Source organism: Neisseria subflava, assembly GCF_024205705.1.
GTDB classification, from domain to species: domain Bacteria; phylum Pseudomonadota; class Gammaproteobacteria; order Burkholderiales; family Neisseriaceae; genus Neisseria; species Neisseria subflava_D.
The window spans coordinates 952,111-966,528 of record NZ_CP073115.1 but is presented as its reverse complement, the minus strand read 5'-3'; the positions used below and the strand labels follow the sequence as shown (position 1 = coordinate 966,528).

General features: G+C 50.6%; 18 protein-coding genes. 12 read left to right on the top strand and 6 right to left on the bottom strand.

Annotated elements, in window-relative coordinates; all coding sequences use genetic code 11:
• Positions 1-14 precede the first annotated feature (14 nt).
• The 3 genes from KCG54_RS04630 to KCG54_RS04620 all read right to left on the bottom strand — a co-directional run bounded on the left by KCG54_RS04630 (position 15) and on the right by KCG54_RS04620 (position 3,658).
• Entirely contained in the window at positions 15-1,313 is a 1,299-nt protein-coding gene (locus tag KCG54_RS04630; protein WP_254324802.1) for an adenylosuccinate synthase, read from the bottom strand.
• Positions 1,314-1,356: 43 nt separating this feature from the next.
• A complete protein-coding gene (locus KCG54_RS04625) occupies positions 1,357-2,514 on the bottom strand; it encodes an ATP phosphoribosyltransferase regulatory subunit (RefSeq protein ID WP_254324801.1) in 1,158 nt (385 codons plus the stop codon).
• 340 nt (positions 2,515-2,854) lie between these two features.
• On the bottom strand, positions 2,855-3,658 hold the full coding sequence (locus tag KCG54_RS04620) for an outer membrane protein assembly factor BamD (protein ID WP_070585697.1): 804 nt from the start codon (positions 3,656-3,658) through the stop codon (positions 2,855-2,857).
• Between KCG54_RS04620 and rluD the strand changes: the two genes are divergently transcribed.
• From rluD to KCG54_RS04585, 7 genes are all read left to right on the top strand, one after another.
• Positions 3,657-4,781 (top strand): 23S rRNA pseudouridine(1911/1915/1917) synthase RluD, encoded by a 1,125-nt coding sequence (gene rluD, locus KCG54_RS04615; RefSeq protein WP_254324800.1) that lies wholly within the window; start codon positions 3,657-3,659, stop codon positions 4,779-4,781. The two genes, KCG54_RS04620 and rluD, sit on opposite strands and share 2 nt — an antisense overlap.
• 93 nt (positions 4,782-4,874) lie before the next feature.
• A complete protein-coding gene (locus KCG54_RS04610) occupies positions 4,875-5,459 on the top strand; it encodes a hypothetical protein (RefSeq protein WP_254324799.1) in 585 nt (194 codons plus the stop codon).
• Positions 5,456-6,226, top strand: coding sequence for a peptidoglycan editing factor PgeF (gene pgeF / locus KCG54_RS04605; RefSeq protein WP_254324798.1), 771 nt, complete (start codon positions 5,456-5,458; stop codon positions 6,224-6,226). Before KCG54_RS04610 ends, pgeF begins: the two co-directional genes overlap by 4 nt.
• A 120-nt stretch (positions 6,227-6,346) precedes the next feature.
• Entirely contained in the window at positions 6,347-6,826 is a 480-nt protein-coding gene (gene lptE / locus KCG54_RS04600) for an LPS assembly lipoprotein LptE (RefSeq protein ID WP_070589273.1), read from the top strand.
• The gene (holA, locus tag KCG54_RS04595; protein WP_070765015.1) at positions 6,826-7,827 is read left to right on the top strand and encodes a DNA polymerase III subunit delta; all 1,002 of its coding nucleotides are present in this window, start codon (positions 6,826-6,828) and stop codon (positions 7,825-7,827) included. Before lptE ends, holA begins: the two co-directional genes overlap by 1 nt.
• Before the next feature lie 146 nt (positions 7,828-7,973).
• The gene (locus tag KCG54_RS04590; protein ID WP_003746427.1) at positions 7,974-8,393 is read left to right on the top strand and encodes a hypothetical protein; all 420 of its coding nucleotides are present in this window, start codon (positions 7,974-7,976) and stop codon (positions 8,391-8,393) included.
• Between the two features lie 91 nt (positions 8,394-8,484).
• Positions 8,485-9,009 (top strand): RDD family protein, encoded by a 525-nt coding sequence (locus KCG54_RS04585; protein ID WP_070608830.1) that lies wholly within the window; start codon positions 8,485-8,487, stop codon positions 9,007-9,009.
• 92 nt (positions 9,010-9,101) lie between these two features.
• Here KCG54_RS04585 and KCG54_RS04580 read toward each other — a convergent pair whose 3' ends face one another.
• From KCG54_RS04580 to KCG54_RS04570, 3 genes are all read right to left on the bottom strand, one after another.
• Positions 9,102-10,337 carry a beta-ketoacyl-ACP synthase gene (locus tag KCG54_RS04580; protein WP_254324797.1) on the bottom strand — a complete coding sequence of 412 codons (1,236 nt, stop codon included), beginning with the start codon at positions 10,335-10,337 and terminating at the stop codon, positions 9,102-9,104.
• Positions 10,331-11,059: a 3-oxoacyl-ACP reductase FabG gene (fabG, locus tag KCG54_RS04575; protein WP_254324796.1), complete on the bottom strand. Its 729-nt coding sequence runs from the start codon at positions 11,057-11,059 to the stop codon at positions 10,331-10,333. The genes KCG54_RS04580 and fabG overlap by 7 nt, the downstream gene beginning before the upstream one ends.
• A 65-nt stretch (positions 11,060-11,124) precedes the next feature.
• Positions 11,125-11,613 carry a thioester dehydrase gene (locus KCG54_RS04570; protein ID WP_254324795.1) on the bottom strand — a complete coding sequence of 163 codons (489 nt, stop codon included), beginning with the start codon at positions 11,611-11,613 and terminating at the stop codon, positions 11,125-11,127.
• A gap of 110 nt (positions 11,614-11,723) precedes the next feature.
• On the opposite strand from KCG54_RS04570, the gene KCG54_RS04565 reads away from it, so the two are divergent.
• From KCG54_RS04565 to KCG54_RS04545, 5 genes are all read left to right on the top strand, one after another.
• Complete coding sequence (locus KCG54_RS04565; RefSeq protein WP_254324794.1) at positions 11,724-12,485, top strand: beta-ketoacyl synthase chain length factor; 762 nt, start codon at positions 11,724-11,726, stop codon at positions 12,483-12,485.
• Positions 12,482-13,240, top strand: coding sequence for a lysophospholipid acyltransferase family protein (locus tag KCG54_RS04560; RefSeq protein ID WP_049322183.1), 759 nt, complete (start codon positions 12,482-12,484; stop codon positions 13,238-13,240). Before KCG54_RS04565 ends, KCG54_RS04560 begins: the two co-directional genes overlap by 4 nt.
• Positions 13,237-13,497: a phosphopantetheine-binding protein gene (locus KCG54_RS04555; protein WP_003680822.1), complete on the top strand. Its 261-nt coding sequence runs from the start codon at positions 13,237-13,239 to the stop codon at positions 13,495-13,497. Before KCG54_RS04560 ends, KCG54_RS04555 begins: the two co-directional genes overlap by 4 nt.
• A 12-nt stretch (positions 13,498-13,509) precedes the next feature.
• Complete coding sequence (locus KCG54_RS04550; protein WP_003680823.1) at positions 13,510-13,758, top strand: acyl carrier protein; 249 nt, start codon at positions 13,510-13,512, stop codon at positions 13,756-13,758.
• 72 nt (positions 13,759-13,830) lie between these two features.
• Positions 13,831-14,370 carry a hypothetical protein gene (locus KCG54_RS04545; RefSeq protein WP_254324793.1) on the top strand — a complete coding sequence of 180 codons (540 nt, stop codon included), beginning with the start codon at positions 13,831-13,833 and terminating at the stop codon, positions 14,368-14,370.
• Positions 14,371-14,418: the final 48 nt, after the last annotated feature.

Here is a 14,418-nt window from a genome sequence, read left to right as displayed (position 1 = left end):
ATTCACTTAATCAATTAAGCAAACGGATGATGCAAAACAATGGTTTCTTCACGGTCAGGACCGGTTGAAACAATAGCCACAGGCGCACCGCACACTTCTTCAATCCGTTTCAGATAAGCTTTAGCGTTTTCAGGCAGTTTGTCGTACTCTTTCACGCCGAAAGTCGACTCGCTCCAACCCGGCATGGTTTCGTAAATCGGTTTGCAGGTTTCTACCGCATCAGAGCCGCAAGGCAGAATGTCGGTTTTGCTGCCATCAGGCAATTCATAGCCTACGCAGATATTGATGTTCTCAACACCGTCCATGACATCCAGCTTGGTAATGCACATGCCGGAAATACCGTTAACTTGAATGGAGCGTTTCAACGCAGCCGCGTCAAACCAACCGCACCGACGCGCACGACCGGTTACAGAACCGAATTCATGGCCGCGCTCAGCCAAGCCTGCCCCCACTTCGTCAAACAATTCAGTCGGGAATGGGCCGGAACCCACACGGGTCGTATAGGCTTTAACGATACCCAAAACGTAATCCAGCATTTGCGGACCTACGCCTGCACCGGCAGAAGCGGCACCTGCCAAGCAGTTGGAGGAAGTTACAAACGGATAAGTACCGTAGTCGATATCCAGCAACGTACCTTGCGCGCCTTCAAACAACAGGCTTTCGCCTTTGTGGTTTTTCTCGTTCAAAACACGGGAAACATCGGTAATCATCGGCGTAATGCGCGGCGCAACTTTTTCGATGACCGCCATCACATCTTCAAGTTTTACCGGCTCGGCATGGTGCAGGTGTTGCAGCTGGACATTGTAATAGGCCAAAACAGCTTCCAGTTTTTCAACCAGTTTTTCAGGGTGCAATAAGTCCACCACGCGAATCGCGCGACGGGCAACTTTATCTTCATAAGCCGGGCCGATGCCGCGGCCGGTTGTACCAATCTTGCTTTTACCGCGGGAAGCTTCGCGTGCTTGGTCAAGCGCAATGTGGTAAGGCAGAATCAATGGGCAGGTCGGCGCAATTTTCAGACGGCCTTCAACGTTTTTCACACCGGCGGCGTTCAATTCGTCGATTTCACCCAACAATGCCTCAGGAGAAACCACGACACCCGAACCGATGAAGCAGTCTAAAGTCTCATGCAAAATGCCACTTGGAATCAGGCGCAAAATGGTTTTTTTGCCGCCGACAACCAAAGTATGGCCGGCATTGTGGCCGCCTTGGAAACGTACAACACCGCTGGTTTCTTCCGCCAGCCAGTCAACAATCTTACCTTTGCCTTCATCACCCCATTGGGCACCGATTACGACAACATTTTTAGCCATAGCCATCTAACCTTATTCCAGATACAAAATTTCAAAATAAAACTCAATCGTTCAAAGCGATTACTTTCCAAACGCCGTCTACCTGTTTCAGACGGCCTGTAACCTCTTCCGAACCGTTATAGCCGATACCGTAATCGATAACGACACATTGTCCCTGTTCGCGCAAAGTATCTACCGCTTCTTGAGCCGCAGGCATGTCTTTTACATCGACAGCCACCACGGATTCCCGTCCGATAGCAGGAAGGCGGCCGATGAAGCTGCGCAAATCAAAACTGAATCCGGCAGCAGGACGCGCGCGTCCGAAGTATCCGCCCAATCCGTCATAACGGCCGCCGCGTGCCACAGCATCATGACGGTTTGAACCATAAGCCGCGTAAAGCAAACCTGTATGGTAATTGTCAACACGCAGTTCCGACAAATCGATATGCACTTTTTGATTTGGGAACGCATCGCATACTGCCTGCAATTCATCCAAGGCCGCACTGACTGCGGACAATTCCGGTAATTTCTCTCTAGCCACAGTCAGCACTTCACGACCGCCATACAATCGGGGCAACAATGAAAACGCTTTTGCCCACATACCGTCAAGTTTCCACTCTTTGACCAACTGGCTGACAGCCTCGGCATCTTTGTCCTGCATCGATGACAGCAGGGTTGCCGATTGTTGCTCATCCAAATGCGCGGCATTTGCTAAAGAACGGAATACGCCGATATGGCCTAATGAAAGCAAAACTTCGCCCATGTCGGCAATCTTCATGCTTTTCAGCATCAAATCAATCAATTCGATATCCGCTTCAATGCCTTCCAAGCCGTACATTTCCGCACCCGCCTGCAAAGGTTCGCGCATATTGAGCAATCCGTCAGGCCGCGCATGAAGCACCGAACCGGCATAGCATAAACGGTTGATGCCTTGATTGGCAGAAAGCAAGTGGGCATCAATGCGCGCCACCTGCGGCGTAATATCCGCTCGGATACCGAGTTGACGGCCGCTGAGCTGATCGACGACTAAAATGGTTTTCAAAGACAAACCGGCATCGATATGTGTCAATAAGGAATGGCTGTATTCCATTAATGGCGGTTGCACCAATTCATAACCATGCACGCGAAACAAAGCCAACAGCCGCTCACGGGCGCTTTCCAGTTGTCGGGCATTGGTCGGTAACACGTCGGCAACGTGTTCAGGAAGCTGCCAAGACTTCATGAGAATCTACCTCTGTTTTTTTTGTAAACATAAAGGGCTGCTTAAATTAAAGGGCTGCTTAAATTTAAAACCAAATCAGCCTGACGACTGAAATTTTCCTGAATGCATCAACGGCAAATCCGATGCGGCTTCAACAAAACTGATTTTAAATTTAAACAGCCCCTGAGTAACGGCTTCAAACCGTCGAGTTATTAAAATCAGACTTTACCATATTAAAACGAATTTTGCACCCTGTTTACAGAGAACGTAAAAAAACATTAAAAACAAAGGCCGTCTGAAAACCAAATGCATAGCTGCATCGTTTTCAGACGGCCTTATTCATGCCTGAACAACCCGACGCTTAACGCCAGTAACGCCACCAAGGCATATCGTCAGATCGCCATTCGTGTTGCAAGAACGGGCTTTGCGGGAAGTTGGTTTCCAAGACACGGCGAGTATCGGCAGCCAGTTGCGGCTTATCCAGTTTTTTATACGCCAATTCCATCATCGCCAAAGCTTCTTCGACGTAACGGGTATTTTGGTAACGGCCGACGATTTTTTGCGCACGGTTGGCCGCTGCGACATAAGCACCGCGTTTCATGTAATAACGCGCCACAGACATCTCGTTACCACCCAAAGCGTCCACCAGCTTGGCCATACGCTCGGTTGCATCGGCAGCGTATTTGCTGTTTGGATAACGTTGCACCAACTCGGCAAACGCCTGATAAGCATCGCGGTTGGCTTTCGGATCGCGGTCGGACCAGTCTTGGGAAGCCAGCTTGTTCAAGAAAGACTGGTCTTCGTTAAACAGGACCAAACCTTTCAAGTACAGCGCGTAGTCCATATTCGGATGTTGCGGATGATGGCGTTGGAAGCGTGCAATGGCAGCCAAGGCTTTTTCCGGCTCATCGTCTTTATAATAGGCATACGCCGTATCCAACTGGGACTGCTGGGCATAGCGGCCGTTTGGAAAACGGGATTCTAAAATTTCGTATAACTTGACAGCTCGCGTATAATTGTTGCTGTTCAATTCGTCTTGCGCTTCGGCATAAAGCTTTTCCACACTCCAATCTTGAGTAATTTGGGCGTCTTTATCGATTGTGCCTTTATTTGCGCAGGCACTCAGTGCCAAACCTAAAGAAACTACTAAAAGAATTTTTTTCATGCAGAATACTTCCTTTGATAACGAAGCCGATTATAGCGATGATTTAGACTTTCCGTCATCCCCTGAAACAGAAAGTTGTGTTAATTTGACCGTTCCGCTCGAAATGGCGGGCGGAAGGCTGGATGCCGTATTGGCCAAACTCATGCCCGACTACTCGCGCAGCCGCCTGAGTTCGTGGATTAAAGAGGGTGCAGTCATTGTAAACGATAAGCCCGCGCAACCCAAAGATAAAATGATAGGCGGTGAATTGATTGCCGTTACGGTACGTCCGAGCGAAGAAAACCTCGCATTCACGCCAGAACTGATGGATTTGGACATCATTTATGAAGACGATACCGTCATCGTCATCAACAAACCGGCCGGATTGGTCGTCCATCCTGCCGCAGGCAACTGGAGCGGCACCCTGCTCAACGGCCTGTTGGCGCACTGTCCGGAATTAAGCCAAGTGCCGCGTGCGGGCATCGTACACCGTTTGGACAAAGAAACCAGCGGCCTGATGGTGGTCGCCAAGACCTTGCCGGCGCAAAACTCACTGGTTCAACAGCTTCAAGAGCGCACAGTCAAACGCATTTACCGCGCTGTTGCCAACGGCATCGTCCCTTTTGACGGCAAAATCGAAACCCAAATCGGCCGCGACCCGCACAACCGCCTGAAAATGGCAGTCGTCAAATTCGGCGGCAAACCTGCCATTACCCACGTCAAAGTGTTGGAACGTTATCTGGCACACAGCTACATCGAATGCTCGCTCGAAACCGGTCGCACGCACCAAATCCGCGTTCATATGCGCGAAGCCAACCATCCGCTGGCCGCAGACCCTGTTTACGGCAACCTGCGCCATCCGTGCAGCGACGCGGTTAAAGAAGCCATCAAAGCCCTCGGCGCGCGCCAAGCCCTGCATGCCTACCGCTTGAGCTTCGTGCACCCGAAAACTGGCGAAACCGTTTCCTTTGAAGCGCCTATGCCTGACGATATGTACCACCTGCTCTCCGTCCTGCGTCTGGAAGCCGGTTTGGATTCGTCCCTAAGCAACGAGGAAGAATGGCAAGAGAAATTCGGCATGGATGATGACGACGATTGGAATGAAGACGACTACGATGTCGAAGTGGTTTATGTGAGGGATTAAATCCATATTTTCAGACGGCCTTTTGTGTAAAGAGTAAATAAATTTTCAAACAAAATATTTTAAAAAATTCTAATAATTACATAGTCAAATAATATGAATATAGAAATGTTTAATTTATTATTTTCCAAATTAATGATAGAAAATTTGGGAACAATAGAAGATGGGTTGAAAACAAATGATGAAATCGGTGCAGTTCTCAGAATCCATTTAATCTGCGAGCAGTTTTTGGAACTCTATATATGTAGCATTTGCAACCAAGAAAAAATGTTTTGGTTTCAAGAGAAAAAAGATAAGGAAGAACAGAAAATCACAATCAGTTTCGATCATAAACTAAAAATGGCTAAGACTTTAGGGCTGCCAGATTGGGGATATAAAATTTTTACAAATGTAAATACAATTAGAAATCGCCTCGCCCACCGAGTTGGACAACAAATAGACCAAGGAAAATTCGAAAGCATTCAGAATACCGTCAAATCAGATATTGAACCTCTTCAGATTTTCAATGTTCCATTAGAGCAAGTTGGCATTACAACGTACTCTGAAACAGGGAAAATGTCATCTAAACTGGATTGGGATGAATGTTCCACACCCCATCAAGAATTACTTATGTATATTTATTACACTTTAATGTCTCTAACAGGGTATTTAAATCTCCCTAAAAGCCCAACCGCCCCATGAAAACCATCACAGAAACCCTAAACCTCGCTCCCCAAGGCAAGAACTTTTTGACTGCCGACTGGCCTGCCCCTGCCAATGTTAAAACGCTTATTACCACGCGCAATGGCGGTGTCAGCGAAGGCGTGTACCGCAGCCTAAATGTCGGTTCGCACGTCGGCGACAATCTGGAAGCCGTGCTCCGCAACCGTGAAATCGTACAGGAACAAGTCGGCCTGCCCGTTGCCTACCTCAATCAAATCCACAGCACCATTGTTGTAAATGCCGTCGAAGCGTTAGGAAATACACCCGACGCCGATGCCTCGGTGGATACAACGGGAACAGTCGCTTGCGCTTCGATGACTGCCGATTGCCTGCCTGTCTTGTTTTGCGACAAAGCAGGGACCGTTGTTGCGGCGGCTCATGCAGGCTGGCGCGGTTTGGCCGGCGGCGTTTTGCAAAACACCATTGCAGCAATGAATGTCGAGCCGCTGGAAATCATGGCCTATCTCGCCCCTGCCATCGGCCCTGATGCGTTTGAGGTAGGGCAAGATGTATTTGATGCGTTTTGCACACCCATGCCGGAAGCTGCCGATGCGTTTGAAGACATCGGCGGCGGCAAATACCTTGCCGACATTTACGCTTTGGCGCGCATAATTCTGCACCGCGAAGGCGTGAACATGATTTATGGCGGTACCCATTGCACCGTCTTGGAACGCGATACTTTCTTCTCCTACCGCCGCGACGGACAAACCGGCCGCATGGTCAGCCTGATTTGGTTGGAAAAATAAGATTTGCGCCATCAAAGACAAGGCCGTCTGAAATACTTTCCGTTTACGGTTTCAGACGGCCTAAACATTATTCGTTATAATCCGACGATACCGTAACCGGTTTCAACGAAGGAATATCCAATGAAAAAAATCCTATTGCCTGCACTCGCCCTATTACTTGCCTCTTGCGGTTTCCACCTGAAAGGCACGGGTGTGACTTCTCAGCCGCTGCCTTATCAAAACTGGCATGTAGAAGGCGGAGCCATCATGCAAAAAGCGCTGGAAAATGCCTTACGCCGTGCCGACGGTCATCCGGTTAGCGAAGCCGAATCACAAATCACCCTGCGCGTTGTCGACTTTCAAAAACGCCGCGACATCTACACCATCACCCGCGCCGCCGCAATCAACGAATACCTGCTGGCCATGACCGTCAAAGTCCAAGCCTTCCGCAACGGCGAGCCGGTTGGCGAACCGATGGAAGTTAAAGTTCACCGCACCATGGACTACGCCGACAGCGAAGTTTTGGGCAAACAGGAAGAGGAAGAAACCATTTGGTCTGAAATGCGCATCGACGCCGCAGATCAAATCGTCCGCCGTCTGACTTTCCTGAAAGCGCAATAATGGCTGCCGCGCCCATTGAGAGCCTGCGCCCCGATACGCCGCTCCAACCGTTGTACATTATTCACGGCGAAGAGGATTTGTTGCGCATCGAGGCTTTGGATACGCTGCGCGCAGCCGCAAAAAAACAAGGTTATCTCAACCGCGAAGTCTATACTGCCGAAAACAATTTTGACTGGAACGAGCTGTTGCAAAGTGCCGGCAGCGCAGGTTTGTTTGCCGATTTGAAACTGTTGGAAATCCATATCCCCAACGGCAAACCCGGCAAAAACGGAGGCGATGCCCTGCAAACCTTCGCCGAACGCCTGCCCGAAGATACGGTTACGCTCATCCTCCTACCCAAGCTTGAAAAAGCGCAAATCCAGTCCAAATGGTTTTCCGCATTGGCAGGAAAAGGCATCGTCCTAGAAGCCAAAGCCGTTGCGCCACATGCTTTGCCGCAATGGATACAGGGCCGTCTGAAACAGCAGGGTTTGGATATCGAACCTGAAGCACTCGCCCTTTTTGCCGAGCGCGTCGAAGGCAATCTTTTGGCCGCCCGTCAGGAAATCGAAAAACTCGCCCTGCTCCATCCCCAAGGCCATTTGATCAATATTGCCGACGCAGAGGCCGCAGTTGCCACCGTCGCCCGCTTCGACGTATTCCAACTGGCAGGCGCATGGATGAAAGGCGATGCCCTGCGCGTTTCCCGTTTGCTGGACGGTTTGGAAGAAGAAGGCGAAGAGCCGGTTTTGCTGTTGTGGGCGGTTGCTGAAGACATCCGTACCCTAATCCGCCTTACTGCCGCACTCAAGCAAGGCCAAAACATCCAAAGCCTGCGCAACAGCCTGCGCTTATGGGGCGACAAGCAGACCCTTGCACCGATGGCGGCCAAACGCATTTCCATCAACCGCCTGCTCGACGCGCTCAAAACCTGCGCTAAAATCGACCGCATCATCAAAGGCGCGGAAGAAGGCGATGCATGGACCGAGTTCAAACAACTCGTTACTTCGCTGGCCGCTTGAAACCGTTGCCACGCGTCAAGAAACTTGCACGCAATACGCCCCAAAAACAGAAAATACTGTAAAATAGCGTAAACTCAAATTCAGGCCGTCTGAACCTCGCATTTCAGACGGCCTCTTCCAGCAAAAAACAAGGAAACACCAACCATATGGATAATAAAACCAAACTTCGCATCGGCGGTCTGGCCCTGCTGACCACTGCCGTATTAAGCCTCATCATCGTTCTGATTGTCGATTCATGGCCGCTGGCCATCCTGTTGGCCGTCATCATCGTGGCCGCTGCCGCAGGCGGTTTCGTTTGGACTTCACGCCGTCAGCAACGCCAATTCCTCGAGCGCCTGAAAAAATTCGACATCGATCCGGAAAAAGGCCGTATCAACGAAGCCAACCTGCGCCGCATGTACCACAGCGGCGGCCAACATCAAAAAGACGCGATTACCTTGGTTTGCCTGTCACAAAAATGTTCCGTTGACGAAGCGCACGCCATCTTCAAAAAACGTCCGACCCGTCAGGAAATGAACCAAATGGCTGCCCAACAGGCACGCGGTCAAAAACGTCCACATCGCTAATCCCGACAGTAACAGGCCGTCTGAACATCCTATCCCGTTTCAGACGGCCTGTTTTTATTTCCATCAAACCCATTTCCGTTTCCATCGCATTATGACCCGTCTTCCCACTGCCCCTCTCAAACGCCGCCTTGCCGCACTGGTTTACGAACTTCTGCTGACCGGCGCCGTGACCAGCATTGCCGCCCTTGCAGCCGGTATTGTCGCCATTTTTCTCAATCCTGTTTCCACGCGCCTGTCCATGCTGACAACCTGTCTGATTCTGTTCTACGCATGGTGGCTCTATTTCCGCGCCAACTGGCACAAAAAAGGCCAAACCCTCGCCATGCAGACATGGAAAATCGGTTTAGCCGATAAAAACGATACCCAGCCACCCCTGCCTCAACTGCGCCTGCGCTTTATTTGGGCAAGCATTTTTATTGTCTTCATTCCCCTGTTTGCCTACGCCGGATTGCGCCATCTGCTCAATATCCCACCCAAAGGCGCATTCGGCGCCGCGCTTATTTGGCTCATCCTGCCATGGGGCTTCGCCCTGTTCCATCCCGACCGCCAGTTCCTCTACGACTTCTTGGCCGGAACAAGGCTGGTGGATTTAAATCAGAAGAAAACAAACGAATAAAATCCAAAAGCGGCTAGCTCTAAATAAAATAAAGGCCGTCTGAAACTCAAAATAAGTTTCAGACGGCCTTTAATCATGAAATCAAGCGATGATTATTCTTGCCAACGTTTGAACACCAGCGAAGTATTGACGCCGCCAAAAGCAAAGTTATTGCTGACCACATAATCTGTTTGAATCTCACGTCCGCCCGTTTGAATATAATCCACCTTGCCGCAACGCGGATCGATGTTTTCCAAATTGACAGTTGGCGCAAACCAGCCGTTGTTCATCATTTCGATGGTAAACCAGGCTTCCAATGCGCCGCACGCGCCGAGTGTATGGCCGAGATAGCTTTTTTGCGAACTCATCGGCACAAAACCAAACACTGCCTCAGTCGCCAATGTTTCGGCAATATCGCCTTTTTCGGTCGCCGTACCGTGGCCGCTGACATAGCCGACTTTATCAGGCGTAATACCGGCGTCTTTCAGCGCAAGCTCCATACATTTTTGCATGGTCTCTTTTTGCGGTTGGGTAACGTGGCTACCGTCACTGTTGGCACCATAGCCGACAAGCTCAGCATAGATTTTCGCACCGCGCGCACGGGCGTGTTCCAATTCTTCCAATACGAAAATGCCTGCGCCTTCGCCGATGACCAAGCCGTCTCGAGCGTTATCGTAAGGGCGCGGCGTCAGCTCAGGTTCGCCGTTGCGGCGGCTGGCGGCATAAAGCGAGTCGAATACATACACTTCAGACGGACAAAACTCTTCGCCGCCACCAGCCAGCATCATATCAATCAAGCCGTATTTAATCGCTTCGTAGGCATAACCAATGCCTTGGCTGCCGGACGAACACGCGCTTGATGTCGGGATAATGCGGCCTTTCAAGCCGAAGAAAATGCCGATATTGGCGGCAGTCGTATGCGGCATCATGCGCACATAAGTATTGGCGTTGAAATTGCGCGATGTGCCTGTTATCAAAAGTTCGCCCATATCGCCGATGTCTTTGGTACTGCCGACAGACGAACCGCACGCCACGCCCATACGGCCGTCGGTAATGCTTTCATCGCCCAGCAAGCCCGCATCCGTCAAGGCTTGCTCCGCCGCATCGACACACAAATGCGATACGCGACCCATGCTTCTAAGCTGCTTGCGCGTCCAGTGTTCGGGAGGAGAATAGCCTTCAACCGGAGCACCCAGTTGCGCTTCCAATTCAGGAAAGCGTCCGCTCCAGTCCATGTATTTGACCGCGTTTTTTTCGGCTTTAAAGGCCGTCTGAATACTTTGCCAATCACGGCCGAAGGCGGTAATACCGCCGATACCTGTTACAACGACTCTTCTAGTATTCAACACAAACCTCCGTTCACAGCAATCACTTGACGCGTAATGTACGCCGCTTTTTCATCCATTAAAAAGCGCACCGCATGCGCCACTTCCTCGGGCAATCCCATGCGCGCGGCAGGGACGGTCTTTAAAATTTCTTCGACAGGCACGTTCTCATCGATAATATCGGTATCGATAAGGCCCGGCGCCACGCAGTTGACGGTAATTTTTCGTTTTGCCAACTCAACCGCCAAGGCTTTTGCCGCGCCGATCAAGCCCGCTTTGGACGCGCTGTAATTGACCTGACCGCGGTTGCCCGTCAAACCAGACACCGACGCCATGCATACAATCCGTCCGGCTTTGCGGCGGCGAATCATCGGCATGGTCAAAGGGTGCAACACATTATAAAAACCGTCCAAATTGGTACGCAGCACCAAGTCCCAATCATCATCAGTAAACGCAGGAAACGCATTGTCTCGTGTCAGGCCGGCATTCAACACCACGCCGTAATATGTGCCGTTTGCCTCAATGTCGGCAGTCAAAATTTCTCGGCAGGCTTCGCGGTCGGATACGTCAAACTGCAACACGCGCGCATTTCTACCCAATACACGGATTTCTTCCGCTACAGCTTCCGCTTCATCACGGCGGCTGCGGCAGTGGACGACAATATCAAAGCCGTCCTGCGCCAAACCAAGCGCGACGGCTTTGCCGATACCGCGATTAGACCCTGTAATTAAAATAGTTTCACTCATACGTTTTCTCACTATATCGACAGGCCGTCTGAATCTTTGTCTTTCCAGACGGCCTTGTAAACGGTTTAAATGATTTGACCGTCTTTCGGACTGTACACATTTAAAGAAGCTTTTGCCAGCAAACCGTCCGATGGCAACAGATGCTTCACATCTTCCGGCGCATCCGTCCAGCACAACTCGCAATCAAATACGCCCATGCCGCCCAAATCCTGAATGGACACATGCGCCCTGACTTCCAGCTCAGTACCGACAGGCACGGAATCGGCAAACAAATCCAGCTTGCGCGTTCCCAATAAAAAACCCAAGCGTACAGGCTCTCCGGCCTTTAAAGCCTCAATGCCTGCAAACGCGCCTATGCCCTGCGCCATCAATTCCATATAAGCCATAGACGGCAACACGCCGTCCTGCAGCAAAATATGCTTGTCGCCAACCGGCGCACGGCAAACCGTGTAGTCATCGCCAAATTCTTTCACACAGTCGATAAGCACCATATGTCCGCTGTGCGGAAGCAGCGAAGCCACATCATAAATCGGGGCACTCGGTATTGAAGGCATAAAATGTCATCCGGGAATAAATTACGTTACAATATGCATTATAACAGAGCCTAGCTTTTACTAACCTATTTCATTACAATGTATGAAAATGTAAAACATTGAAAGACATCATGCCTCAAAACGTTTGCCGTTTCAACTTCAATATCGCCGCATGGCAGGCCTCCTCCAGCAAAATCAGTACGCCGGAGCAATGGCAGGACTGGGCGCAGGGAAAACTCGATACCGCATCCCTGCCGGAGTGCAAACCCGCGCTCTCCTTTTTGCCGCCTATGCAACGCCGCCGCTTGGGAAAAGCGGCACGCTTGGTTTGTGATGCCGCATGGAATCTGGCCGACCAATATCCTGAAAGTGTACCGGTTTACGTTTCGCACGACGGCGAAAGCAACCGCAGCTTTGAATTATGGCAAGAGCTTTTGAACACGCATACCGTCTCGCCGACCTCATTCGGCCTGTCCGTCCACAACGCAACGATTGGGCAATGGTCGATGTTGCGCAAAGACATGAGCGAGCATACCGCGTTGGCCGTTGCCGCCGATTCCTTTGAAACCGCGCTGACCGAGGCATTCGCGCTTTTGCAAGACGGCGCGCCATCCGTTTTAGTAATTGTCGCCGATGATCCGTTGTCCGAAGACTATCCCGTCTTGGCTACACGTGCTCCGTTTGCCTATGCATTGGCACTGGTCATCACAAAAGGCGAAGACTATACCTTAAGCTTAGAAACCACATCCGCAAAGCCGTCTGAAAATCCTAACGATACAACAGTTGAGCCCTATTGGAGCAGCTTGGAGTGGGTACACTTCCTGCTTTCAGACGGCAAACAACATACGCAACACTATATCGGTAGAAACTGGCACTGGCAGAAAAACGCATGAAGACTTTAGACTATTTCCGTCGCTTTTTTGCCACACTCTTCGGCTTTATCCTTTTCGGCGTTGCAGGCGTATTGTTCAAAATTGCACTTTTACCCTATACGCTCAAATCGACCAAAGGCGACATCAAACGCCAACTTGAAGCAAGGCGCATGATAGGCAGAGTTTGGCGTTTCTTTGTCGGCTACCTGCAATGGTCGGGCGTCTTGAGCGTCCGCTTCAACGGCTTGGAAAAACTCGGCAGGCCCGGCCAGCTCATTCTTGCCAACCATCCCTCGCTTTTGGATGTCGTCTTGCTGATCAGCCATTATTCGGAGCCGAACGTACTGGTTAAAAAAGATCTGTTGCACAACCCCAGTATGAAAAGCCAGATTATCGCTTCCGGCTACATCCCCAACGATGAAAGCATGGAAATGCTGGAAGAAATCGACGCTGTGTTCAAAAGTGGGCAAAGTCTGCTGATTTTCCCCGAGGGCACGCGCACAGGTTGGGACGGACAGGTTAAAATGCACCGCGGCGCCGTATCGCTCGGTTTGCGCAGCGCATCAGTCATCACGCCCGTGTGCATCAAGATGACGCCGCCCAATTTTAAAAAGGGGCAGCCGTGGTACAAAATCCCGCCACAAAAAATTCATTATGAAATTACCGTCGGCGACGACATCCTGCCGGAAGAATGGCTGGCAGAAAAACCCCTGCCCATCGCCGCACGCCGTTTAAACGAATACCTGCAAGACTATTTTACAAGGAAAACCACATGAGCAATTTAGAAAACCAAATCAAACAATTAATCATCGACAGCTTGGGCTTGGAAGACATTACCGTTGCCGACATCGGCAGCGAAGATCCGCTTTTCGGCGACGACGGCCTGGGCCTGGATTCGGTTGATGCATTGGAACTTGGTTTGGCTGTACAAAAAACCTTCGGCTTCCAGCTCGACGGTGAAAACGACAACCTGCGCGAAAACTTCGCCAACGTCAAAACACTGGCCGAGTTCGTCAAGAGCCGCCAAGCATAAGGGAGAGACAAGATGACCGAACAAGAAGTACGCACCCTGCTGACCGATGCACTGGTTAACCTGTTTGAAATCGAACCGGAACGCATCAAACCCGAAACCAACCTCTACGAAGATTTGGAAATCGACAGTATCGACGCTATCGACCTTATCGACCACATCAAACGCGAAACCGGCCGCAAACTGCAAGCCGAAGACTTCCGCAATGTGCGCACCGTAGAAGACGTGGTTCAAGCGGTTTTGAAAGTACAACAAGATTCCTGATTCCGCTTTGAATCAGCATATTTTCAGACGGCCTTGTCAATCCGCAAGGCCGTCTGAAAATCAATCACAACCATGAAAATATTAGGAAAACTCCTACTGACCCTCGCCAGCCTCGCCTATCCGCTCCTATGGTATTACGGCAGGGAAAACGGCGCATTTTTCTGGCTTGCTGCGGCCATGTGTGTGTTATGGCTGATACGCGCCGCCATGCCGCAAACCACAGCCCAACGCATTACAGCGATTATCCTTGCAACCTTTTTTGCGGCGGTACTGGTTTTCAGACGGCCTGACTCGATGTATTGGTATCCCGTCGCCGTCAACGCGCTGATGCTTGCCGTTTTCGGCGGCAGCCTGTTTGCCAAACAAACGGTTATCGAACGCCTCGCCCGACTGCAACATCCCGACCTTCCGCCCGAAGGTGTGCTGCATACCCGTCGTGTTACGCAAATCTGGTGCGCTTTCTTTATTTTCAACGGCGCAACCGCCGCCATTTTGGCAGGCTTGCAATATTACGATTGGTGGGCGGCTTATGCAGGCATCGTGTCGTATGTGTTAATGGGAATCTTATTTGTCGGAGAGTGGATTTATCGGAAAACCATATTGAAAGTGTAGATGTCGTCTGAAAAATCTTGTCGCACTACCATCCATGATTTTAATATT